The following is a 23,889-nucleotide window of genomic DNA, read 5'->3' as shown; positions in this document are numbered from 1 at the left end:
TGGCGCAAGATTTAAGTTTGAACTCTGCGATCGTGGAACAAGGCACTCTTCTCGCGGTTTGCGAGGCGATGGTGAGAGACCCGCGAACGTCGGCTTCGGGCATTTAAACTTTAGACGAGGCCTTATTACTCGCAAGTGCCCACGGGTGAGGTGAACATACTGTTTCCCGGTGTTGTTCGACTGTACATCGAGGCCAATACGCACTGGCCATTTCTTGACTAATCTTGCCTGCGATATGGGCTGTGCAGGGCATTCGGACCTGCCGCGAGAGAAGCCATGAGCAAGGGCAATGACCTGATCATCTGCGAGTACTGTGACGCGGTCTATCACCGTGCTCCGCTGCGGCGCCACCAGAGTGCTGTGTGCACGCGCTGTGGCGGCGTGCTGTATCGGCACAATGGGCTGACTCCCCAACAGCGCCTGGCGCTCAGCATCACGGGTGGCGTGCTGCTGGTGTTCGCCAATGCCTACCCGGTGATGACCATCAGCATGAGCGGGCTGTCCAACTCGGCGACGCTGTGGGACGCGGTGATGGTCCTGAGTAGCGGTAGCATTACGTTCATGGCATTGGTACTGGCGCTGTCGATCATTTTCGCGCCGGTGCTGCAGATCGCCGTGCTGTGCTGGGTATTGAGCTTTGCCATGGCCGGCCGCCGTTCACCCGCGTTTGGCGCTTGCATGCAGGCCCTGGAAAGGCTGAGGCCCTGGAGCATGCTGGAAGTCTGCCTGCTCGGCGCGATGGTGGCGGTGATCAAGCTTGCCGGCTTGCTCGATGTGATCCCTGGTATCGGCCTGATTGCCCTGGCGGCGCTGAGTGTATTGCTGATCTACATCGCCGGGCGCGATATCCGCGACCTGTGGGAGCAGGTATGACAGTCCCGGTGTTGGCCGACGACCTGCAGGTGTGCCTGTGCCACGGCTGCGGTCAGGCCTGCGACCTGCGCGAAGATGCCTGTCACTGCCAACGCTGCGGTGCGCCGCTGCACCGACGCAAGGTCAATCCCATTGCCCGTGGCTGGGCGTTTCTGTGCGCAGCACTGATCTTCTATGTGCCGGCCAATGCCTTGCCGGTGATGAACACCGAAATGCTTGGCCAGGGTACCGACAGCACCATCGTTGGTGGGGTGTTGGAGTTCTGGGAGGCGGGGGCGTGGGACATTGCCTTGATCATCTTCATCGCCAGCATCGGTGTGCCCGCGATCAAGTTTTTTTCCCTCGGCCTGCTGTTGGTAACCGCCCAGCGACGCAGCACCTGGGCGAGGCGTCAGCGCTCGCAACTGTTTCGCTGTGTCGAGTTGATCGGTTATTGGTCGATGCTCGATGTGATGGTGGTGGCCTTGGTGGCTGCGCTGGTGCAACTGCGTGGCCTGGGAACCATCGAACCGCGTCCAGGCATTCTGTTCTTCGGTTTGGTGGTGGTGCTGACGATGTTTTCTGCGATGAGCTTCGACCCACGACTGATCTGGGATGGCGAGCCACAAGACGGAGAGCGCAGCGATGGCGCAGCAGACTGACAAACCCGTGGCAGCAGGTCAGCCTCAGGTGCTGACCCGGCGGGTGAATGTGTCGCTGGTGTGGATCGTACCTATCCTGGCCTTGCTGGTGGGCGCCTCGCTGGTGGTGCGCAACTGGATGCAGCAGGGGCCGGTCATTACCATCTCGTTTCGCAGCGGGGAGGGGTTGGTGGCGCACAAGACCCAGGTGCGTTACCGCAGCGTGGTGATCGGCGAGGTCACCACGGTAGAACTGGCCAAGGACCGCGAAAGCGTGGTGGTGCAGGTGGAACTGGCCAAGGAAGCCGAATCGTTCGCCACCGAAGGTGCGCGCTATTGGGTAGTGCGACCTCGCATCGGGGCCGGGGGCGTTTCAGGGGTGGACACCTTGCTCTCGGGCAGTTTCATCGGCGCCGATGCCGGTGAGTCGACGGCGCCGCGCAAGCGCTTCACCGGGCTCGAACTACCACCTCCGATCACCTATGGCGAGAAGGGCAAGCACTTCACCCTGAGTGCGGACGACCTCGGTTCGCTGGATGTCGGCTCGTCGATCTACTACCGGCGGATCCCGGTCGGCGAGGTGGTTTCCTACGCCCTGCAGCAGGATGGCAAAGGGGTGGACATCGGCGTGTTCGTACAGTCGCCCTACGATGCCTTCGTTACCGCCGATACCCGCTTCTGGAATGCCAGCGGGGTCGACATGCAGATCGGTGCCAATGGACTGAAAGTCGAAACCCAGTCGCTGTCATCCATCCTCATGGGTGGCCTGGCGTTCGGCGCGCCTGACTTCGCAGCACCTGCCGACCCCGCGCCCGATCAACAGCAGTTTCGTCTGTTCGTCGACCGCGACGCGGCTTTGGCGCCACCCACGGGCAAGCAGCAGCACCTGCGCATGCGCTTCGAGCAGTCGATGCGCGGCTTGTCTCCAGGCGCGCCGGTGGAATTCAAGGGGGTCGAGTTCGGCAAGGTGGTGGCAGTGACGCTCGACTACGACGAACAGAAGCAGACTTTCCCAGTGGTGGTGGATGCGGTGATCTATCCGCAACGCTTGGGCCCGGTGCACCAGAAAATGCTCAAGGCGTTCAACCATACCCCCGGTGACGATGCCGGTGCCCGCCGGCTGATTGGCACTTTCGTCGAGCACGGACTGCGAGCCCAGGCGCGTAGCGGCAACCTCATCACCGGGCAAATGTATGTGTCGCTGGATTTCTACCCCGCAGCGCCGAAGGTGGCCTTCGACATGAACGCCAGCCCGATCACGGTGCCCACGGTGCCTGGCAGCCTGGAGAAGCTGCAGGAGCAGTTGCAGCACATGGTAGAACGTCTCGGCAAGCTGCCGCTGGAGAGCATCGCCGGCAACCTGGACGGTACCCTGCGGGAGCTCAGGGCAACCCTCAAGCGCTTTGACGGCCAGACACTGCCGGGCGTGAAGGCGACGCTGGAAGATGTCCAGAAAACCTTGCGGACGGCCAACTCGGCCATCGCCGAAGATTCGCCGCAGCGGGAGAAACTGGGCGATGCGCTGCAGGAACTGGAGCGCATGTCGCGTTCGCTGCGTGACCTTGCCGACTTCCTGGGGCGGCACCCCGAATCGCTGATTCGTGGGCGGCCCAAGGCGGCGGGTGCCGATGACGTGCAGCCTTGACCCCGCACCCGATCGAGGAGTGATACCTGATGCCTCAGATTCACGCTGTGATACTGGTCGCGTTGGCGGTGCTGGCTGCAGGCTGCAGCAGTTCGCCCACCCACTACCATACTCTGGTGCCGCCACAGCCGACCCGCGAAGAGGGTACTAACGTGCTGGTGGAGCGGGTCAGTGTTCCGCCGCAGGTGGATCGACCGCAATTGGTGGTGCGCCAGGGCCAGAGCGGCCTGGCAATACTTGATACCGAATGGTGGGGCGCCAACCTTGTGGATGAGTTCCGCAGCGCCCTGCAGGACCAGCTTGGCGGACCTGTGGGCAGCAGTGTCCGCTCAGTGCTGCGGGTTGACGTGCAGCGCTTCGATTCAGTGCCAGGCCAGCACGCTTTGCTGGAGGCGGTATGGCGGTTGAAGCGGCCTGGCCAGGACGAGCTGACTTGTCGCACCACGGTACAGACACCGGCGCAAGCCAGTGTCAGCAGCTTGGTCAGCGCCCAGCAAAGCAACCTGCGCCAACTGGCCGGTGCGGTGCGTAGCGCGGCAGTGCAGGGTCGTTGCCCTGCCGCTTAGGCTCTGTGTGAATAGTCTTGAGATGAAGCTCAAGCAAGGCGAAAACAGCCGAGGAAGCGGAGTTTACGGGTTGTAAATGAGCACTCCGAGGCTGTTTTCAGCACAGCATCACCGAGTACCAAGGCTTTTCGTACAGAGCCTCGTACTGCTGATCATGGATTGACCTGATACCCACGTCCCTGAAGGCATCCGCTGTAGGCGCTGGCATAGGCCGAGCTTTGTGCCTGGTCCTGAGTGCGGCGGTCCTGGCGGCGGTCCTGGCGCTGGCGCATACCGCCCACGGCGGCCCCGGCCGCAGCCCCTTCACCGGCGCGGTTCTGCCGGTACTGCTGCTTGGCCTCGTCGCTGGCCCGGTCATAGATCTCTTCGTGCTGGTTGCCCCGTACCTGGGCCCCTACCGCACCTGCCGCGGCCCCGGCGGCCGCGCCGCGAACCCTGCCGCCGACGTGAGGCTCGGAGTGGGTTGCAGTGCTGGTCGCATTGTTGGCGACCGTGTTGCAATCATTGATATCCAGTTGCATCTGCTGGCTGCTTTGGCCCTTGAGCGGCACGACTGACTGCGCTTGGGCTGTGGAGGCGGTAAGCAGCAGTACCAGCAAGTATCCCCATGGGAATGTACGCATGGCTCTTCTCCACTGGAAGCTAACCCCATCGAAGAGAATAGTTCCAAGCGCGGGGCGCTGATGCCCGCTGGTCTGTGTTCTGAGCCCGCCAAGCCGCCCCTCGTCGCGATTGTCTCCACTTGCCATCACTCACCACCGGTCGGCTTTTCCCGACGCGGCTTGAACCGCGCGGCGAAAGGGACTAATTAATATGTGTGGGAAAAATTCCCACGCTAAGAAAAGTAAAAGCTTCCAACGATTCCCGACTTGATTTGGCGTTTCTCGCGGTGATGACCAGGAGACGGAAAATGCAAATCCAGAGGTTGTTCAAGAGGGCATTACTGGCGGCGGCCATAGGCGCCGTGCTGTCAGCGTCCATCGTTTTGGTTCCGGACACGATTTCCCAAAGCGCCAGCGCGTACGCCAAGGAGGGTGGGGGGGGCGGTCATGGAGGTGGCGGCGGTGGCCACGGTGGCGGCGGAGGCCATGGCGGTGGTGGTGGCCACGGTGGTGGCGGAGGCCATGGCGGTGGTGGTGGCCACGGTGGTGGCGGCGGTGGCCATGGCGGTGGCGGTGGTCATGGTGGTGGCCACGGCGGTAGTGGTGGTCATGGCGGCGACGGTGGCGGTCATGGAGGCCACAGCGGCGGCCACAGCGGCAGCGGTCATGGCGATGCAGGCCGTGGTCACGACGGCAACTCCAATGCCGGGCGCAGCGGCAACCACGCCGAAGCAGGCGATGATCATGGCAATCATGTCGGCGGCGAACCCGGCGACGATCACGGTAACCATGTTGGCGGCGAGCCGGGTGACGATCATGGCAATCATGTTGGCGGTGAGCCTGGCGATGACCATGGCAATCACGTCGGTGGCGAGCCTGGCGATGATCGCGGCAACCCTGTGGGTGGCGAACCGGGTGATGACCGCGGCACTCACGCTGGCGGCGAAGCGGGGGATGACAACAGCAGGAGCTGAGCCACGCTGACAGGCCATGAGCAAAACCTTGGGGGGCGGGTTTTGCCTGGGCTTGCCCAGTCCACGACTGCCCCTCTCAACGCATGTGCAATGAGCGCTGACAGTTAATTTGGTGTTTCGGGAAGGAAATGGTTACGGGACGTATGGGATTATTTCCCGCGTCGTATACGGCTTCCACCTGTCAAGGAAATGCGCTCAATGCAATCGCCGACATTACCGCCCTCCATGCTCAATGCCTTGCGCCGGGTGATGTACCCGCTGGTGCGGTTGATGCTGCGCAAGGGGGTCACCTATACGGTGTTCGCCGACCTGCTCAAGCAGGTGTTCGTCGATGTTGCCCATCGGGAGTTTCGACTGGACGAAAAGGCGCCCAGCGATAGCCGCATCAGTCTGTTGACGGGGGTGCATCGCAAGGACGTCAGGCGCCTACGCGGCGAGAGTGAAGCGTCGCAAGCGCTGCCGGAAAACATCACGCTTGGTGCGCAACTGGTCAATCTCTGGACCAACAGCCCGCCGTTCTGCGCCAATGTTGGGCAGGCGCTGCCGTTGCCGCGGCTGGCCAGCGTCGGAGGGGCGTGCTCGTTCGATGCTCTGGTGGCGAAGGTCAGCACCGACATCCGTGCCCGGGTGGTGCTCGATGAGTGGTTGCGACTGGGCATCGTCCGATTGGACGAGCAAGACCGTGTGCACCTGGAAGCCGAGGCATTCGTGCCGCAGAAGGGGTTCGACGAAAAAGCCGCGTACTTTGGTCATAACCTGCATGACCACGCCAGCGCGGCGGTGCACAACTTGAGCGGCCAGGGTCTGCCCTTTTTCGAGCGAAGTGTGCACTACGATGCCCTTAGCCTGGCCAGCGTGGAAAGTCTGCGTGAGTTGGTGGCCAAGGACGGCATGCAAACACTGCTAGGCTTCAGTCGGATGGCCGCCGACCTTGAAAGCGCCGACTCGCCCAGTCCTGAACAACGTCAGCGCATCACCATCGGGCTTTATTTCTACACTGAGCCTACCCAACCCGATTCGCACAAGACGCCTGACACATGAATGCCTTCTCGCGCTGCCTCAGTGTGGTCATGCTGGCCTTGGGTCTGGGGCTGGCGACCTGTGCCGGCGTGCAAGCCGCCCCCGTGTGTGTTAGCCGTGACGAAGTGGGCATGGCGGGCGCTGCGGGCCTGCAGTCTCCGGGGGGCATGGGTGGTACTGGTGTACGGAGCGCAAGCGGTGGTGTAGGCGGCACGGGTGCACCTGCGCAGCAGCGTCCAGGTGGCACGGGCGGTACCGGGGCAGTGGCAGACGGCGTGGACGGCATTCTGTTCGATCGCGATAACGGTGGTGTTGGCGGAACGGGGGCTCCGGTGCTGCGCCCTGGAGGAACCGGTGGCACAGGCATCGTCGGCACCATAACCGGGTTTGCGTCGATTTGCGTCAATGGCCTTGAAGTTCACTTTGGCAAAGACGTGCCAGTCAGCGAGAACGGCATGCCCGCCAGTAGTGCCCACCTTGCCATCGGCCAGGTCGTTGCCATAGAAGCCTTCGTCACCCAGCGTGGTCTGAATGCTGGGCGCATCTCGATTCTCAATGTCTACGAAGGCCCGTTGACCGCGCTGCCCAATGCTGCTGGGCCACTGCGGGTAATGGGCCAGCCAGTGCGGCTGGCCGCAGGGGCGAGGGTGGCAGAGGGGTTACGCCCTGGCGAGCCGGTCAAAGTCAGCGGCCTGCGCGATGCCAATGGCGCAGTGGTGGCCAGCCGTATCGAGCGTGCGCCGGGCCTGAAGGCGTCCAGCGCGATTGGCACGATAGACCGTGCTGGCTCCCTCCAGGGGCTGAAGCTCGGGACCCGCATGGCGCCCGCGCAGGAAGTGCTGGTGCGGGGACAATGGACCGGGCGCCAGCTGGAAGTCGTACAGAGCAGGCCCGACCCAAGCCTGCCGTTCGCCGGTCGGGTGCAGACGGCTGTGATCGAGGGGCTTGTGCAGCGTCGGCAGAACCAACGACTGGTCGTTGGCGGCATTCAGGTTACCTTGGGGCGTGACACGGTGATCGTAGGCGAGCAGGCGCAGACCCTGGCAGTGGATCAGCGCGTTCGGGTCAGTGGGGTGTTCACTGGCCATCGTGAGCTACGGGCAGCACGTGTCGAAAGCCCTGGCGAACGCCTCGACCATTCGGGCAAGGGGAATCGGGAGCGCAGCACCGACCAGAACTCGAACAGTACGACAGGCTCGCGCAACAGTGGGCATGGCGGGGGCGATACCCGCGCTTTCAACGACGACCACAGCGGGAAAAGCGTACGAGTCGAGGTCGGGGCAGATGACCACGGAGCGACCGAGTCGGTTGACCACGCTGGATCAGAGCGGGTCGAGGCGGCGCAAAAGCAGGAGAGCCACGGCAACAGTGGACGGCCCGAAAGGGTAGAGAGGGCCGAGGCAGTAGAGAAGGCCGAGAAAGTGGAGAAGATCGAGAAAGGCGAGAAGGTCGAAAAGCCCGATAAGGTCGAGAAAGTCGAAAAGGTCGAGAAAGTCGAAAAGGTAGAAAAGATCGACAAGGTGGACAAAGTCGAAAAAGTAGAGCGGGTTGAAAAGATTGAGAAAGTCGAGAAGGTAGAAAAAATCGAAAAAGTGGAGAAGGTCGAGAAAGTAGAAAAAACCGAGAAGGTCGAGCGCCCCGAACGTTCCGGGCATTAGAGGTAAGCAGTTCGGCATGGAACAACTAGGCTGGGAGAAACGGATCACACGTTCCAACGGGAAGTTGAGGTGCGGATGAGACCCATGCTCCCTCTGTTCACCAGCTTGCTGGCGAGCATCAGCGCATCGGCGATGGCTGACACGTTCACCCTGGCCTCAGGCCTGGACTATTCCAGTGGCGACTACGGCACCGGCACCACATCGGAGATCTGGTACGTCCCTGTGGTGGCGAAATACGAGACCGGCCCGATGACGTACAAGGTCACCGTACCCTGGTTACGCATCACCAACCCTGAGGTGGGCCCCGATGGCGACCCGCTGCCCGGCGGTTGCAGGGATGTGGAAAGCGGTCTGGGCGACACGGTCACCAGCGCGGCTTACGCCTTGCTTGACGGCAGTGCAGGTGGCGTCTTGCTCGACCTGATCGGCAAGGTCAAATTCCCTACTGCCGATGAAGACCAGTGCCTGGGTACCGGTGAGTACGACTACACCGGTCAGGTCGACATCGCCAAGGCATTTGGCCCGGTGACCGGCTTCGCCACTCTGGGCTGGAAGAAGTACGGCGACCCGCCAGGCAGCGATTTCGATGACCCGGTATTCGCCAGCCTGGGGTTCGCCCTGCCAGTGGCGAGGGGTACCACGGCAGGTGCTTCCTATGACTGGCGGCAGAAAGTCGTGTCCACTGGGTCGCAAATCAAGGAACTCACCCTGTTCGTCACCCATAAGCTGAGCGCGCAATGGAAGGTTCAGTTGTACGCGGTCAAAGGTTTCTCCGACGCCAGTCCCGATGCGGAAGGCGGCCTGATGCTATTTCATGCGTTCTGATGATGTGCCCCTGGCGCCAGCAGTGCCAGCGGTTCATTCGTAGGCGGTCGCCCCGGCAATGTGCCTCCCAGCCACATAGCCGAAAGTCAGTGCCGGACCCAGGTTGATTCCGCCAGAGGGGTACCAACCGCCAAACACACTGGCCATGTCGGTACCGACAGCGTACAAGCCGGCTATCGGCTGGCCCGCTTCGTCCAGCACTCGTGCATGGCCGTCGGTGCGAAGGCCGGCGAAGGTGCCGAAGCAACCGGGTTGAACCTTAACGGCGTAGAACGGGCCCTGCTCGATGGGCGCCACGCAGGGGTTAGGGCCTTTGTGCAGAGGGTCGCCTTGCTTTCGGTTGAATGGCGTGGAGCCGCGTCCGAATGCGGGGTCCTGGCCGGTTCGTGCATGGCGGTTGAAATCGACGACGGTGTTGATCAATCCAGCAGCGTCGATACCACAGGCAAGCGCCAACTGTTCCAGTGTCGCGCCGCGCTTGAGGTAGCCGCTGCGAAGGTGGGGCCATACCGGTAGCGGTGCCGGACGCGCGTGACCAAGGCCATAGCGGCGCAGGAAGCGGTGATCGCAGATCAGCCATGAGCAGACTTCTTTTCCTGGTGGTACCGCATCGACCATGGCCGAAACGTAGTCGTAGTAGCCGTGCGCTTCGTTGACGAAACGCTCGCCGCTGGCCAGCACGCCAATGATCCCTGGCTTGCCACGCTCGATGATGTGCGGAAAGTGGCCCATGCTGCCGTCACGGTGCGGCACCTTCGACACCGGCGCCCAGGCCACTGGTGACTTCAGGTCGGTCGCGACCACGCCGCCCGCCGACTCGCCCAAGCGCAGCCCATCACCCGAACAGGAGAGCGGGGGCAGGGCAAGGTTGTCTTGGCCAGTGGCGTCGCGCGGGAACAGTTGCTGACGCCGTTTGGTGTCATTGGGAAAGCCTCCGGCGGCCAGCACCACTGCCTTGGCCCGAATGCGCATCTCACCCTGGGGCGTCGTGACGACTGCCCCTTTCACCTGGCCATCTTCCATTAGCAAGTGCCTGGCCGGTGCGGACTCCAGCAGACGCACACCCAGGTCCTGCGCCGATTTCGCCAGCCGCGCCACCAGCGCCACGCCATTGACCAGGTGCATGGCACGTCCGTATCGGGCAAGGTGGTAGAGGTGACGGCCAAAGCGCTTGCACACGTGAAGGAAGGCCCGCGGTGAGCGGGTCATGTTGAGGAACGCGCCAAGGTCGGTACCGGCCATGATCGGCATGCCCATGAACGAGGTTTCGCGCAGGGTCTTGCGCAGGCGCGGCAGCAGGGCGCCGACTTCGCGGGCATCGTATGGCGCCGCGATCACTTGGTGGCCGCCGGTGGCCGCCCCAGGGGTATCGCCGTGCATGTCCGGGATACCATTGCCGTCGGCGAACTGCAGCGCGGTGTGCTTCTCGAAAAACGCCACCATGTGCGGGCAGGCTTCGAGGAAAGCATCGACACGCTCGGCGTCGAAGTGCTCGCCAAGTTCATTGCGCAAGTAGGTGCGTGGCTGTTCGATGCTTTCCTCGATACCCGCACGCTGGGCCAATGGATTGCGCGGCACCCAAGCCCAGCCGCCGGACCAGGCCGTGGCACCGCCGAACACCGGCTCCTTCTCGACCAAGATGACGCTCTGCCCGTGCCAGGCGGCCGTGACGGCAGCAGCCAGCCCGGCTGCGCCGGAGCCGATGACCAGAACGTCACAGTCGGCTTGGAAGGTATCGGTGGGCATCGGGGGGTCTCCTGCATTATTATTGGAACTCGGTTCCACAATGTTCTTGGCAGGCCGGGCGTGATGCAAGCGATTCGCGCAGGCTAGAGGCAATTAGTGGTCGATAACCGGACACTTGGCTGTCAAGACGTCTGTGGATGCGGCATTTTCTTCTAGAATTCGCCCAATTTTTAAGGGATCTCGTAGTCATGGCTGGTAGTCAGATCGAACGCGCCTTCAGTCTTGTTGAATGCCTTACCGGCGAACCGCACGGGTTGGCATTGCAAACCCTGGCCGAGCGCCTGGACATCCCCAAAAGTGCCACCCACCGCATGCTCGCCGAGCTGGTTCGCCTGGGCTACGTGCGTCAGAATCGCGACAACAGCCGCTACCAACTGTCAGCCAAGCTGGTGGCGCTGGGCTTTCGCTACCTTTCCAACAGCGGCGCCGACATCATTCAGCCGATTCTCGACCGTCTGGCCCAGGACAGCGGCGAACTGGTTCGCCTCGGTGTAATCGACGGCAGCCGCCAGACATGGATCGCCAAGTCCCAGGGGGCTCGGTCCGGGCTGCGCTACGACCCCGACATGGGCCGGGATGCGCCGCTGTTCTACACCGCCTCCGGGCATGCCTGGCTGGCCAGCTTGAGCGATGAAGCGGCGCTGCAGATGGTCTTGCGTCAAGGCATTGCCGACCCTGCGCAGTTCGGCCCGAATGCACCGCGTTCCACGGAGGAACTGCTCGGTTACCTGCACCGCGCCCGCGAACGTGGTTACGCCTGGGTCGAGGAAACCTCCGCGGTCGGCACCTCGGCGCTGGCTGCCGTGGTGCGTCGTCCGCAAAGTGATGAGGTCATCGGCGTGCTGAGCATCGCCGGCCCCAGCGCTCGTATGGCCCAGGCGCGCTTGCCAGACTTGGCGCCACAGTTGCTGGCGGCGGTGGAGGAGCTGTCGGCGGCCAGTCAGGCCAGCGAATTGTTCGCGTCGTAAAGGTATCCGGGCATTTTGCGGTCGATTACCGCACAGTCTGTGTCGAGGGCGCTTCTGGTATCTGGAACTTGGTTCTAAATTATTGTTGGTTGATTCTGGAACCTGGTTCTGGAATTGCCATGACAATAATGACAAGAGGACAGACTGTTGAACGCACCCCTTCGTATCGCACTCATCGGTGCCGGGATCATGGGCCGCCAGCATTACCAGCACCTGCGCAATGTTCCTCAAGCGCAGTTGTGCGCGGTGGCCGACCCAGGCCCGCAGGCCGAGGCTTTCGCCACCGAGTGTGGCGTGGCTTGGTTCGCTGATCACCGCCAGATGCTGGAGCAGATCAAGCCTGAAGCGGTGATCATCGCCAACCCGAACAACCAGCATGTCGCTACGGCCCTGGCTTGTGTCGAGGCCGGGGTGCCGGTACTGGTAGAAAAGCCAGTGGGCGTACACCTGGACGAGGTCCGCGCACTGGTAGCGGCGTCGCAACGCCATGGTGTACCGGTCCTGGTCGGCCATCACCGGCGGCATAACCCCTTGATCGCCCGTGCCCGCCAAGTGATTCAGGACGGGCGACTGGGCCGGCTGATCAACGTCACCGCGCTGTGGCAGTTGCAGAAGCCCGACAGCTACTTCGAGACGCCTTGGCGCCGAGAGCCGGGCGCAGGTTTTCTGCTGACCAACCTGATTCACGACCTTGACCTGTTGCGCTACCTCTGTGGCGAGGTGGTCCAGGTGCAGGCGTTCACCCGCAATGACGTGCGGGGCTTCGCCAACGAGGACAGCGCTGCTGTGCTGTTGCAGTTCGCCAACGGCGCACTGGGCAGCCTGACCGGATCCGACGCGGTGGCCGCGCCCTGGAGCTGGGAGCTGGGCTCCGGCGAAAGCCCAGTCTACCCACGCCAGGCCGACCAGCCTTGCTACTTGCTGGCCGGGACCGAAGGTGCGCTGAGCATTCCGCAGCTCAAGCGTTGGCACTACGCCGAGACGGGTTCGGGCTGGCACACACCGCTGCTGCAAAGCGAAGAAGCCACTCCCCCTGGTGAGGCGTTGACCTTGCAGTTGCAGCACTTCATCCGCGTTGCCCGTGGTCAGGAAGCACCACTGATCGATGCCGCCGATGGTGGCCGCACCCTGGCGCTGATCGAAGCCATCCGCCAGGCAGCCGAAAGCGGTCGAGCCTGCGCTCCAGCCCCCATCTGACGTCTACACCTCGCCGCTGGGATTGCCACTGTGGCAGGTCAGCGGCGAGACCTTTCTTTTTCATGCTTTTGGTGAAACACATGACCGATCGAATCTTTTCCCTTGCCGCCCTGACGGTGCTTGAACTTCCCCCACCGCAGATGGTGGAAGTCGCCGCTCGCGCCGGTTACAGCCACGTGGGCCTGCGTCTGGTGCCCGCTACCAGGGAAGAGCGACATTTCCCGCTGGTGGCGGATACCGAGCTGCGCCGACAAACGCAAGCGCGACTGCGTGATACGGGCATCAAGGTGCTGGACCTGGAAATCCTGCGGTTGCAACCGCAGACCTGTGTCGCCGATTTCGAGCCTATCCTGGCGGTGGGGGCTGAGTTGGGGGGGAGCGAGCTGCTGGTGGCGGGGAACGACCCTGACCATGGGCGATTGACCGAACGCTTTGCCGCGTTGTGCGATCTGGCGGTGAGCTATGGCATTCGCCCGCACCTTGAATTCATGCCCTGGACTGACGTGCGCAACCTAAGCCAGGCGGTGGACATCGTTGCAGCGGCTGACCGAGTCAACGGCTGCGTACTGGTTGACGCCTTCCATTTCAACCGTTCCGGATCTTCCCTCCAGGCGCTCGCGAGTCTGGCGCCCGAGCGCATGCATTATGCGCAGCTTTGCGACGTTGCCGGGCCGGTGCCGGACGATATGGACGAGATCCTGCGCCAGGCCCGCAACGAGCGGCGCTTCCCCGGTGAGGGCGACGCTGACCTGGTCGGCTTGCTACGTACCTTGCCGGCCACGGTGCCGCTGAGCCTGGAAATTCCGACACGGCACTTGATGGAGCAGGGTGTGAGTGCCGAGCAACGGGCGCGGATGGCCTTGGAAAAAGCACGCGGGGTATTGGCGCAAGTTTGATCGTTGCCTGTAGGAGCCGGTAAGCCGGCTCCTACGGCTTGGCCAAAAAAGAGGCCCCGAAGGGCCCCGTAGAGGAAAGGGATTCGCGCTTAGGCCGATTCGATCGTGCGCGGTGCCATGAAGTACATCCAGACCAGCGCAATGAAGTACATCGCCGGGATCATGGTGAACAACACCGCGTAGTTGTTGTGGGTGGCAGTCAGGACGCTGCCGACGATCTGGGTCATGAACATGCCGCCGATCGCTGCGCACATGCTGCCGAAGCCGAACACGGTGCTCACCAGGTGCTTGGGCGTGTAGTCCATCACCAGGCTCCAGATGTTCGCCGTCCAGGCCTGGTGGGCACCCACCGCCACGGCAATGGCCAGGACCGCGATCCACAGACCGCTGGCATTGGCGGCGAAGACGACGCTGATGATGGTGCAGGCGAAGACCAGCATCGAAATCAATCGGGCGCGGGTGGCGCGCACTCCACGGCCTATCAGCCAGGATGAAAGGATGCCGCCGCCAATACTGCCGAAGTCCGCAGTCAGCCAGATCAGCATTAGCGGGATGCCCATCTGGGTCACGCTGATGCCCAGGGAATATTGCTGGTTGAGAAACGGTGGCAGCCAGTACAGGTAGAACCAGAACACCGGTGCTGTGATCGAGTACGCTACGGCAAAGGCCCAGGTACCACGCAAGCGCAGGATACGGCTGAACGGCAGGCGTGGCACGTCAGGCTCTGCGTCCTGCTGGATGTATTCCAGCTCGCTCTGGCGCAGGCGTGGATGATCTTCAGGATTGAAGTATTTGAGGCCCCAGAACACTACCCAGACCAGGCCCAGGCAACCCATGGCGATGAATGCAGCCTGCCAGCCCCACACGGCCAGAACCACCGGCAGCAGGGCCGGGGTGACCATGGCGCCAACGTTGGTGCCGGCGTTGAACAGCCCTGTGGCGATGGCACGTTCGCCTGCGGGGAACCACAGGCGCGTGGTTTTCACGCAGGCCGGGTAGTTGGCCGCCTCGGTCAGGCCGAGAATGAACCGGCACACCATGAAGCCGGCTGCCGAAGTGGCCAGTCCGTGGGCGCCGGTGGCCAGGCTCCAGAGCAGCACCGCGCAGAAGAACGCACGCTTGACGCCAATGTTGTCGATCAGCCTGCCTTGCAGCAAAAAACCGATGGCGTAGCCAACCTGGAACCAGAAGTTGATGTTGGCGTAATCCATCGCCGTCCAGCCCATTTCCTTGGACAAGACCGGCTGCATGATGCCGAGCGCCGCTCGGTCTATGTAGTTCAGGGTGGTGGCGAAGAACACCAGAGCAAGCATGCCCCAGCGGGTTTTGCCGACGGCGAAGGCGCCGCGGAGCTTGTCGCCGATGGAGCCGTGGCCAAGCCGTGGCAAGGCGGTGTCGAACTTGGATTGGGTCATGTCGAGGCTATTTCTTGAAATTGTAATGACTGCGGTACGTCTCGGTCGTGGCTGTTTCCCAGGCAGGGGGCACACGCAAGGCCAGGCAATGGTGAGTAGTGAATGGAGAGGCGTCAATTCATGGGAGGGGCTATTGTTCGGTAACCGAACAATAGCGAGAGGTTGCCTGAGTCTGGCTCAGCGCCAGGCCGGCCAGGTAGCCGAACGTCATGCCCGGACCAAGGGTGATGCCACCGCTTGGATAATGCCCACCCATTATGCTCTGCATGTCATTGCCGACCGCAAACAAGCCGGGGATCGCTCGTCCATGGCTGTCCACTACCCGCGCACAGGCGTCCGTACGCAGCCCTGCAAAGGTCCCAAGGCTGCCCGGCAACAGCCTGACGGCGTGGAACGGTCCTTGCCGCAACGGTCGCAGTGATGGGTTGGGCGATTGCAGTGGGTCGCCTTGCGCCCGGTTGTAGACGGTGGCGCCGCGCTGAAACTCAGGGTCCTCGCCTTGGGCTGCGTGATGATTGAAAGCGTCCACTGTCGTTTTCAGTTGACGGGCATCGATCCCGCAGTGCTCGGCCAACGCGTCCAGCGTCTGGCCGCTGAACAAATAGCCGCGCCGCTCGTAGAAGCCTGTGGGGAAGGGGAAGGGCTTGGCCCAGCCGATGCCATATCGACGTTGGGCGGGGTGATCGCAGATCAGCCAGGCTTCATGGGGCTCACCTTCAGGCGTTGCGGCGAACAGTGCATTCATGAAGTCGTGGTAGTTGTCGGCCTCGTTGACGAAGCGCCGGCCGTCGCGGCGTACCACGATGAAGCCAGGCTTGGCGCGGTCGATCAGGTGAGGAAAATGCCCCAGGCTGCCATCCCCTCGCGGCACCAGGGAGACCGGGGCCCACGCGCCGGCATGGGCCAGCGTAGGGCTGACCTGGCCGCCGGCCTGTTCGCCCAGGCGCAGGCCGTCGCCGCTGTTTTCCTTTGGCGCGGCGCTATGATGAGCATTACCGTCGGGTGCATGGCCGACCAACTGGGCGATGCGCTGGCGGTCATGGGGAAAACCACCGCAAGCCAGTATCACGCCACGCCGGGCCCGCACCCGTTGGCCGTTGGCGAACCGTGCCCCGGTGATTCGGTCGTCGTCGCCCAGCAAGCCTGTCGCGGCAAGGTCGGTGAGCAAACACACGTCAAGGTCCAGAGCGCTGCGCAGCAGGCGCGCTACCAGGGCATTGCCGTTGACCAGTTGCAGGCCGCGTCGATGCAACAGAAGGTCGCGTCCATGGCGCAGGAGGCGCTTGCTGACGTGCATGGCGGCTTTTGCCGAGCTTGTGGCATTGAAGAACGCGGCCATGTCCGCGCCACCGGCGATGCCCATGCCTGCCAGGCTGACGATGTCCAGTGGTGGCCGCAGCTTGTGTATCCATGGCCCGAGTTGGCGTCCATCGAACGGTAGCGCACACAGTGACCGTCCGCCCCGTGCGCTGCCTTCCCCTTCGTGCATGTCGGGCATTGTCGAGCCGCAGAAGAACTGCACGGCGGTATGTTGCTGGAAGAACGCCACCATGTCCGGACCATGGCGCAAGAAGGCGCGCTGGCGGGAGTCCAGTTCGGTTACCTGGGTTTGTGCGCGCAAGTACCGTTCAGGCCCGTCGTCGGCCTCGATGAAACCCTCTGCGACGGCCAGGGGGTTACGGGGTATCCACAACCAGCCACCCGACCAGGCGCTGGTGCCGCCCAGTTGGCTGGCCTTTTCCGCGACGATCACGTTCAAGCCGTGATGCGCGGCAGTGACTGCGGCGGCAAGGCCAGAGGCACCTGAGCCGATGACAAGGACATCGCATTCCAGAGTGGGCAGGGTTGACATCGAGGGATTCCAGTCAGGTTGTCAATTGCCAAGGCCCATCACCTCGGCACCTTCGGTGCTTTGCGGCCCCTTCCTAGAGGGGAGAGGCCCGGTGAGCGGATCTAACTCCCTCACTGCAACGGCGAGAAGCCCGTTGGCCGCAGCACACGCGATTGCAGCTTGAGCACCGCACCCAACTCGCGGTTGCGCCGCGAGAATTCCGCCCAGCGTGGGTCGGCGGCCATTGCTTTGCGTCGCTCCATCCGCTCGTCAAGGCTGGTGTAGCCCCACAGGTGCACCACCTGGTTGGCCTCGCCGAACTCGGTGGTGAAAAAGCCGATCAGCTTGCCCAGGTGTTCGGTTTGCACCTCCAGCGCATGGCTTTGGTACAGGGCCAGCCAGTCAGCGAGTTTCAGTGGGTCGAGGGTGTAGGTTCTCAGTTCGTAGTACATGGGTTTTTCTCCGCGTGAGTGGCCGGCGCCCGCAGGCGTTCGGCGATATGGCTGGCAGCGATCCAGCCGAAGGTGAGGGCGGGGCCAAGGGTGATGCCTGGGCCTGGGTAGGTGCCCTCCATGATCGAGTTCATGTCGTTGCCAACGGCGTACAGTCCGGTGATCGGCGCGCCGGCTTCGCTCAGTACGTTGGCGTTGGCGTCGGTCGCCAGGCCGCGTGCCGAGCCGAGGTCGCCGGTGTGGATTCGGATCGCATAGAACGGCGCCTTGGCCAAGGGCGCCAGGCACGGGTTGGGTTGGTGCTGTGGGTCGCCCATGTAGCGGTTGTAGCTGTTGGCTCCCTTCCCGAATGCACGGTCGATGCCGATACGAGCATCGGCGTTGAAGTGCTCAAGTGTTTGCGCAAGTGTTTGCGGGTCGATGCCGATGGCTTGGGCGAGGGCATGCGGGGTGTCGGCCCGATGCAGGTAGCCGGCCTCGATCAGCGCGTTGTTGTCTACCGGCCTTGGTCGCGCCAGCCCGAGGCCATAGCGGTTCATGGCATCAGCATCGCAGATCAACCAGCAGCTGCTGATGCCCTGGGCGAACATGGTCTGCACAAAATGATGATAGGAGTTGGACTCGTTGACGAAACGCCGACCGGTCGGATCGACTGCAATCACACCCGGTTTGGCGCGGTCGGTGACCAGGTGCGGGAAGCGTTCGCGCTCGCCATTGGAATGGCGCAGCTCGGACACCGGAGCCCAGAAGAAGTTGGCGGCCAGGTCCTCGCCCTTGGCTGCCTGCACGGCTTCGCCCAGGCGCAGGGCGGCCCCGTCATTGGTGGGAGGAGACATGGTCAGGTGCGGTGCGCTTGCGTCGGGCCGGTTAGCGGCGGCTAGCGCGCCTGCTGCGAAACCGCCCATGGCGCAGACAACGCCGCCGTGGGCGAGAACCCGTTCGCGACGGCCCTCGCGCAGTACCACCACACCACGGACCACCCCCTGCTCGACGATCAGCGCCTGCGCCTCGCTGCGCAGCCACAATTGAGCACCGTCGGCCAAAGCGCTGCAAGCCAGCCGGGCGATCAGCGCGTTGCCGGTCGTCAGCCGGGTGCCACGGTGGTGGCGCAGCCGATCCACCCCGTAGCGAGCCATCAGCTTTATGCAGTGCCAGAGCGATGCAGCCGAGCGGCGCATGCTCAGGAAGTGCTGGATGTCCACGCGGTTGACCATCATCCCGCCGAACAGCAGCATGCCGGGCGGGGGCATCTTCAGGTCCTTGAAGCGCGGGCCGAGGTGGCGCCCGTCGTACTCGACCATTTCCAGTGCGCGTCCAAACTCGGTGGCGCCGGGTGCATCCGGGTAGTAGTCCGGTGAGTGCAGGCGCAGGCTGTACCGCAGCTCGGTGTTGGCCTCCAGCCAACGCAACGCTTGGTGGCCGCGTTCGACGAAGGCGTCCACGAGCTCAGATTTATAACCGGCGCCGATGATCGCCTTGAGGTAAGTGCGGATGGCTTCGGGCGAATCCTCGGCGCCGGCGGCGCTCGCTTGATCACTGCCATGGATCCACACCGCGCCACCGGAAATGGCTGAGGTGCCGCCAAAGGTGTCGGCCTTTTCCACGATCAATACCTTCAGGCCAAGGCGGGCAGCGGTGGCGGCGGTGGCGAATCCCCCGGCACCGCTGCCAAGGACGACCAGGTCAAACACTTGTTGCGATTGTTCGATAGCGGACATGGCCTCAGATCTCCAGCGGCGTGACGCCCATGAAGGCGCCGAGGTGGCCAAGCTGTGCGAATGCCATCTGCGCTCCGGTCTGGATCGCGCAGCCGCGCTGGCGCGCAAGAGCCAGCAACGGGGTGATTTCCGGGGAGGTGACGACGTCGGCCACCAGGGTCCGGGGTTGCAGGGTTTCCAGCAGACTCGCCGGCAGCGGTAGCTCGCCGGTATCGCCCATGCCGACGGGTGAGGCGTTGACTAGCAGGTCGAAGCGCTCCAGCGATTCGTAGTGTGTGGCGACCTCAAGGTTGGCGAAGGTATTGCCGAGCAGTTCGCAAAGTGCGGCGGCGCGCGGAGTGCTGGGGTCGCTGAGGGTCACCTGGGCGACGCCTGCCTCACCCAATGCATAGGCAATGGCGCTGCCGACCCCGCCGCAACCGATCACCAGCACACGTTTGCCGGCTGGTTGGAATCCATGCTTGCGCGCAGCACCGAGAAAGCCTGCGCCGTCGACGTTGTCACCCAGCAGGCGGCCATCGGGTTCACGGCGAATCACGTTGACCGAACCCAGCGCGGTGGCACGATCGCTGAGTCCATCCAGATGCGCGGCCAACACCTGTTTGTAGGGAACGGTGACCACGCAACCGCGCAGGTTGCGCCAGCCCTTGAGGCTACCGACGAATGCTTGAAGCGATGCTTCCTGCATATCGATGGGCAGCATCGCCAGGTTACGGTCGTTGTTGGCGAACCAGGTGTTGAAGTTGTCGGGCGATTTCACCTGGGCGATGGGTGAACCGACGATGGCGACCAGTTCTGTCGAACCCCGAATCATGCTGACCTCCGTTTTTGGCGTTGTTGTGGAGGCAAGCGTGGCGCGCGGCGTGGGGGTACGGCAATGCGCTTAGCGATCCATTAGTGCGATAATCGCAGTCATGTATCGGTATTCGCATTGAATTGGTGTATGAGTGGGTGAACACCCTTAGGAGCGGGCTTGCCGGCGATTGGCCCCAGAGCCGCCCGACAACCGTCCAGCCCACCCCACGAGCCGAACACATGGACAAACACGAAACTCATCCCCGCGACCTCATCGCCGGTCTGCAGAAAGGCTTGGCATTGATGCAACTGTTCAGCGCCGACCAGCCACGCTTGAGCGTGCCACACGCGGCCAGACTCTCAGGGCTGACGCCCAGTGCCACTCGACGTTTTCTGTTGACGTTGGTGCACGAAGGCTTTGCCGACACCGACAACCGCCATTACTGGCTGACACCCAAAGTGCTGCGTATTGGCCAGGCCTATGTGGATTCGGCGCAGTTGCCGCGCATGTTGAGGCCTATCGTCGAGCAGGTCGCGCGCCAGACCCAGGAGCATGTGTCGGTGGGCACCCGCGACGGTGACGAAATCATCCACCTGGTGCGCAGCCGGTATAGCCACGTCGCCTCGCTGTCGATTCGCCCCGGCTCGCGGGTACCGATGTACTGCACCGCTGGCGGGCGGATCTGGCTGGCGTCGCTGGATGCAACGGCGCGGGACGACTACTTCTCGCGAAACCCGCTTCGCCCGCTCACGCCCTACACGCAAACTGACAGGGCGCGCCTGGAGGCGGTGCTGCAGCAGGTGAGAGCGCAGGGTTTTTGTATCGTCGATCAGGAGTACGAAATCGGTATGCGCGTGCTTGGCGTGCCGCTGGTGGATCGTGCTGGGCAACTGAAGGCGACACTGACCATCACTACCCATGCGTCGCGGCTGAGCGTCGATGAGATTCGCCTGCGCTACCTGCCTGCGTTGTACGAGGCGCAGGCCCTGTTGAAGCCGGTGCTGGACTGACGGTCAGTGACGGATCAGGTAGGCGCCTTGCGGAATACGCCCTTTGAGCTTCTTGCACTTGACCGGCGCGGGCTGGTGCCCGGGCGGAACACCTGGGAACCAGATTCGGCACTTGCCCGGGGGTGGCCGGTGACCCTGGGGTATGTCCATGTCCTCGGCCTGTGTTACCGGGTTGCTCAAGCGCTGTGGTGCCGCAGGCTGCGGTGGCGGCGTGAAGGGATCGGTGGGCGTTAGGTTCACCGCTTGAGCGGAGGCAGGGGGCTGGTCGGCCGCTGGCAGTGCGCCGTAAACCTGGCCATTGCGAGCCGCCTGGATCAACTGGAAATTGCGGTTGCGCAGCGCGTTGTTGCTGCCGACCCGCATATTCGAGCGCACGGCGAGGGTTTCGGCCTGTTGGTACTGGCCTTGTTGCAGGCGCAGCACGCCAAGGTAATGCAAGGTTGCAGGGTTGTTCGGCTGAATCTGCAGTGCTCGTTCCAGTGTTGCCGCCGCTTGGTCCAGATGGCCGGCGGCGTACTGCTGCGAGGCGCTTTCGATCAGCATGGTGGAGGCATTGTTGCTATGGGCTGGCATCGAGCGGTCGCCTGCGAACGCGCCACAGGCTGCGACGGCGCTGAACAACAGGAGAACGGCCGGCAGCATGCGTTGGCTGGGCATCGGGTACTGACTCGACAGTGTCTGGTCTGGCGGAAAGGGACATGGCCCTCGCCCGTGGATGCAAGGGGATGCTATCGACCCAGTCCGTGCAATGAAGTTCCCAGGCTGCGCAACCTTTGAGGGTTGGCGATGGCATCCGACTCACCTTTTTCGAGATCGGATCAATCAACGCCTGCTCAAGGCCAGACGCACCGCGAAAATCACGAACAGTAGCCCGGTAGCGCGGTCGAGCGCAGCGATGACCTTTTCGCGGCGCAACACCCCCGCCAGCGAATGCGTCGCGCTGACCAGTACCATCGCCCAGAGCAGGCCGAGTGCCACGTGGATGCCGACCAGAATGAAGGTCCAGGCTATCAGCGGCTGGCCGTGGGGGATGAATTGCGGCAGGAACGAGACGTAGAAAATACCGACCTTAGGGTTCAGCAGGTTACCCATCATGCCCCTGAGGAACCAGTTGGACTGCGTCCGCGGCTGCGTTGCGATCGGCGCCAGTGAATGCCGTGGCCGCATCAGCATGTTCACCCCAAGCCAGGCCAGGTACGCCGCGCCGCAATACTTCAGAATGCTGTAGGCGAGTTCGGACACGGCCAATAGCGCGCCCAGGCCGAACGCAACCGCCGCGCCCCATAGCAAGCAACCGACGTTGATGCCCAGCGCCGCACGCAGCCCTTGCCGACGGCCCTCGACGGTTGCTGTCCTGAGGATGAGCGCAGTGTCCAGGCCTGGTGTCACGGTCAGCAGCGTGGCGGCGAGGGTGAAGGCAATCAGGTTGTCTGCAATGGACATTAGCTTCGGCGCCTGCGGGAGGAGGTGAGCGCAGGTTAGCATGGGCGTGCTCGGGGTGGTCATTGCGCGGCGGCAAGTCGTGGTATGGCGAGGGGCATGCAGCGGTCTTGAGATCGAGCGCCGCCCGCGCGGCGCATCGCGAGCAAGGCTCGCTCCTACGTCTGTTTCGGGCCAGTAACGCCAGTGACAGACGCGCGCGAACGCCTGGTGTGTACGACTCGATAGTGCGCCATGCGCCAAAGCGTTCGCGCGCAAATCCCACAGGCGTAATTGGCCCGAGACAGATGTAGGAGCGAGCCTTGCTCGCGATGCGCCGCGCGGGCGGCGCTCGATCTCAAACGCGCTGCACTTCTCACCACTTACGACGCATCCACAACACCCTCCGGCTGAGCCACCATGCGATTACTGACGCTACGCCCCAGCACCAGCACCGTCGCCAAACCGCAACCCACCAGCGCCGTGGCCAGGCTCAGCAGCACCGAACTGCCCAGTTGGTCGACGATCCGCCCACCGAAGAACGAGCCCAGCGCGATGATCACCTGGAACATGGCCACGAACAAAGGCATGCCGCGCTCGACGTCCTTGGGCGCCACGACAAACATCCAGATGCTGGCGCAGGCCGGGAACGCACCAAAGGCGAAGCCCCAGAGGGCGATGAGCATCGCGGCGCCGGTCATGCCGGTGGCGAAGTAAGGGAACAGCGCAGTGCTGGTACCGATCATCAGCGCAACCAGCAACAGGGTGTGACGCACGCTTCGGTTGGCGGCGAAACCGGCGAAGATGTTGCCCAGCACCCCGGCCACGCCATAAAGCAGAAGCAGCGAGCCAATGGTAGGTCCATCGAAGCCAGCCCTTTGTTTGAAGAAAGGCGCGACATAGGTGTATGCGGCAAAGTGCGCAAGGCCAATCAACAATACTGCGATCAATCCGACCCGAGCCTGTGGATTGATGAACAAGGCCGGCAGGTCGCTGATGCGAATGGCCTTGTCCGGCGCCAGTCGCGGAAGCAGCAACACCTGCGCCAGAAGTACCGGCACGCCCACCAGCGCGGTTATCAGGAAGGTCATGCGCCAGCCCATCAGGCCGCTGAGCCAGGTACCAACCGGAACACCCAGGACGGTCGCCAAGGTGACACCGACCATGATGATCGAAGTGGCCTGCGCTACGCCCACCCCCTTGGGCGCGAGGCGTCCGCTAAGGGCGATGGCTGTCGCCCAGAAACCGCCGATGCTGATACCCAGGAGTACGCGGCCGAACAGCAGCAGGCTGAAGTCGCTCGCATAAGCCACCACCGCGTTGGCGATGATCATGATCAGCGTCAGGCCGATCAGTAGATAGCGCCGGTCAAGGGCGCCGATGCCCACAGACAGCAAAGGCGCGGCGAGGGCAGCCATGATGCCGGGCAGGGTGACCATCAGGCCGGCCTGGCCAGCACTGATGCCCAGGTCGCTGGCGACATCGTTGAGAACGCCCACCGGCAGAAACTCGCTGGTGACCAGGGAGAAGGCACCGACGGCGACCGAGAGAATTGCAAGCCACTGCTGCTTGACGCTGTATTGGGTGTGTTCGGGGACGTGCGCGGACGGGTTGGGTGTCGGCATGGTATTAAATTCCAGGAACGGACGTCGCCTGTA

At 63.2% G+C, this 23,889-nt stretch carries 22 protein-coding genes; 12 read left to right on the top strand and 10 right to left on the bottom strand.

Annotation, left to right across the window (positions count from 1 at the left end; genetic code table 11):
* The first annotated feature begins 276 nt into the window (after positions 1–276).
* The 4 genes from VXM67_RS14570 to VXM67_RS14555 are packed head-to-tail and all read left to right on the top strand — an operon-like array spanning position 277 to position 3,704.
* Positions 277–873, top strand: coding sequence for a paraquat-inducible protein A (locus VXM67_RS14570; RefSeq protein ID WP_023380699.1), 597 nt, complete (start codon positions 277–279; stop codon positions 871–873).
* Complete coding sequence (locus VXM67_RS14565) at positions 870–1,514, top strand: paraquat-inducible protein A (protein WP_023380698.1); 645 nt, start codon at positions 870–872, stop codon at positions 1,512–1,514. Before VXM67_RS14570 ends, VXM67_RS14565 begins: the two co-directional genes overlap by 4 nt.
* A complete protein-coding gene (locus tag VXM67_RS14560; protein ID WP_367237105.1) occupies positions 1,498–3,138 on the top strand; it encodes an intermembrane transport protein PqiB in 1,641 nt (546 codons plus the stop codon). The genes VXM67_RS14565 and VXM67_RS14560 overlap by 17 nt, the downstream gene beginning before the upstream one ends.
* A 29-nt stretch (positions 3,139–3,167) precedes the next feature.
* On the top strand, positions 3,168–3,704 hold the full coding sequence (locus tag VXM67_RS14555; RefSeq protein ID WP_027907371.1) for a membrane integrity-associated transporter subunit PqiC: 537 nt from the start codon (positions 3,168–3,170) through the stop codon (positions 3,702–3,704).
* A gap of 152 nt (positions 3,705–3,856) precedes the next feature.
* Here VXM67_RS14555 and VXM67_RS14550 read toward each other — a convergent pair whose 3' ends face one another.
* Entirely contained in the window at positions 3,857–4,327 is a 471-nt protein-coding gene (locus tag VXM67_RS14550; RefSeq protein WP_023380695.1) for a YMGG-like glycine zipper-containing protein, read from the bottom strand.
* 287 nt (positions 4,328–4,614) lie between these two features.
* On the opposite strand from VXM67_RS14550, the gene VXM67_RS14545 reads away from it, so the two are divergent.
* The 4 genes from VXM67_RS14545 (at position 4,615) to VXM67_RS14530 (ending at position 8,783) form a co-directional block, all read left to right on the top strand.
* Complete coding sequence (locus VXM67_RS14545) at positions 4,615–5,280, top strand: hypothetical protein (RefSeq protein WP_238346430.1); 666 nt, start codon at positions 4,615–4,617, stop codon at positions 5,278–5,280.
* A gap of 198 nt (positions 5,281–5,478) precedes the next feature.
* A complete protein-coding gene (locus VXM67_RS14540) occupies positions 5,479–6,321 on the top strand; it encodes a DUF6502 family protein (RefSeq protein ID WP_027907373.1) in 843 nt (280 codons plus the stop codon).
* Positions 6,318–7,958, top strand: coding sequence for a DUF5666 domain-containing protein (locus tag VXM67_RS14535; RefSeq protein WP_027907374.1), 1,641 nt, complete (start codon positions 6,318–6,320; stop codon positions 7,956–7,958). The genes VXM67_RS14540 and VXM67_RS14535 overlap by 4 nt, the downstream gene beginning before the upstream one ends.
* A 75-nt stretch (positions 7,959–8,033) precedes the next feature.
* Complete coding sequence (locus VXM67_RS14530) at positions 8,034–8,783, top strand: hypothetical protein (protein ID WP_049818773.1); 750 nt, start codon at positions 8,034–8,036, stop codon at positions 8,781–8,783.
* Positions 8,784–8,816: 33 nt separating this feature from the next.
* Here the strand turns inward: VXM67_RS14530 and VXM67_RS14525 are convergent, their stop codons facing one another.
* A complete protein-coding gene (locus VXM67_RS14525; RefSeq protein ID WP_027907376.1) occupies positions 8,817–10,529 on the bottom strand; it encodes an FAD-dependent oxidoreductase in 1,713 nt (570 codons plus the stop codon).
* Between the two features lie 188 nt (positions 10,530–10,717).
* Between VXM67_RS14525 and VXM67_RS14520 the strand changes: the two genes are divergently transcribed.
* The 3 genes from VXM67_RS14520 (at position 10,718) to VXM67_RS14510 (ending at position 13,590) form a co-directional block, all read left to right on the top strand.
* The gene (locus tag VXM67_RS14520; RefSeq protein ID WP_023380688.1) at positions 10,718–11,497 is read left to right on the top strand and encodes an IclR family transcriptional regulator; all 780 of its coding nucleotides are present in this window, start codon (positions 10,718–10,720) and stop codon (positions 11,495–11,497) included.
* A 147-nt stretch (positions 11,498–11,644) separates the two neighbouring features.
* Entirely contained in the window at positions 11,645–12,694 is a 1,050-nt protein-coding gene (locus tag VXM67_RS14515) for a Gfo/Idh/MocA family protein (protein ID WP_027907377.1), read from the top strand.
* Positions 12,695–12,774: 80 nt separating this feature from the next.
* Positions 12,775–13,590, top strand: coding sequence for a sugar phosphate isomerase/epimerase (locus VXM67_RS14510; protein ID WP_104883868.1), 816 nt, complete (start codon positions 12,775–12,777; stop codon positions 13,588–13,590).
* Between the two features lie 89 nt (positions 13,591–13,679).
* Here VXM67_RS14510 and VXM67_RS14505 read toward each other — a convergent pair whose 3' ends face one another.
* From VXM67_RS14505 to VXM67_RS14485, 5 genes are all read right to left on the bottom strand, one after another.
* Positions 13,680–15,005 (bottom strand): MFS transporter, encoded by a 1,326-nt coding sequence (locus tag VXM67_RS14505; RefSeq protein WP_277686206.1) that lies wholly within the window; start codon positions 15,003–15,005, stop codon positions 13,680–13,682.
* 130 nt (positions 15,006–15,135) lie between these two features.
* On the bottom strand, positions 15,136–16,848 hold the full coding sequence (locus VXM67_RS14500; protein ID WP_367237709.1) for an FAD-dependent oxidoreductase: 1,713 nt from the start codon (positions 16,846–16,848) through the stop codon (positions 15,136–15,138).
* 119 nt (positions 16,849–16,967) lie between these two features.
* Positions 16,968–17,288: an NIPSNAP family protein gene (locus tag VXM67_RS14495; RefSeq protein WP_023380681.1), complete on the bottom strand. Its 321-nt coding sequence runs from the start codon at positions 17,286–17,288 to the stop codon at positions 16,968–16,970.
* Positions 17,273–19,006 carry an FAD-dependent oxidoreductase gene (locus VXM67_RS14490; protein ID WP_027907381.1) on the bottom strand — a complete coding sequence of 578 codons (1,734 nt, stop codon included), beginning with the start codon at positions 19,004–19,006 and terminating at the stop codon, positions 17,273–17,275. Before VXM67_RS14490 ends, VXM67_RS14495 begins: the two co-directional genes overlap by 16 nt.
* 4 nt (positions 19,007–19,010) lie before the next feature.
* Positions 19,011–19,820 (bottom strand): shikimate dehydrogenase, encoded by an 810-nt coding sequence (locus VXM67_RS14485; protein ID WP_027907382.1) that lies wholly within the window; start codon positions 19,818–19,820, stop codon positions 19,011–19,013.
* Between the two features lie 221 nt (positions 19,821–20,041).
* Here VXM67_RS14485 and VXM67_RS14480 point away from each other — a divergent pair, with 221 nt between their 5' ends.
* Positions 20,042–20,812, top strand: coding sequence for an IclR family transcriptional regulator C-terminal domain-containing protein (locus VXM67_RS14480; RefSeq protein ID WP_023380678.1), 771 nt, complete (start codon positions 20,042–20,044; stop codon positions 20,810–20,812).
* Between the two features lie 3 nt (positions 20,813–20,815).
* Here VXM67_RS14480 and VXM67_RS14475 read toward each other — a convergent pair whose 3' ends face one another.
* The 3 genes from VXM67_RS14475 to VXM67_RS14465 form a co-directional block, all read right to left on the bottom strand.
* On the bottom strand, positions 20,816–21,469 hold the full coding sequence (locus VXM67_RS14475; protein ID WP_023380677.1) for a tetratricopeptide repeat protein: 654 nt from the start codon (positions 21,467–21,469) through the stop codon (positions 20,816–20,818).
* Between the two features lie 165 nt (positions 21,470–21,634).
* A complete protein-coding gene (locus tag VXM67_RS14470) occupies positions 21,635–22,255 on the bottom strand; it encodes a LysE family translocator (RefSeq protein WP_027907383.1) in 621 nt (206 codons plus the stop codon).
* 359 nt (positions 22,256–22,614) lie between these two features.
* Positions 22,615–23,856, bottom strand: a complete 1,242-nt coding sequence (locus VXM67_RS14465) for an MFS transporter (RefSeq protein WP_027907384.1) — start codon at positions 23,854–23,856, stop codon at positions 22,615–22,617.
* Between the last annotated feature and the right edge of the window lie 33 nt (positions 23,857–23,889).

Source organism: Pseudomonas sp. Rh2, assembly GCF_040762985.1.
Taxonomy (GTDB): Bacteria; Pseudomonadota; Gammaproteobacteria; order Pseudomonadales; family Pseudomonadaceae; genus Aquipseudomonas; species Aquipseudomonas taiwanensis.
This window is presented reverse-complemented; position numbering and strand designations above follow the sequence as displayed.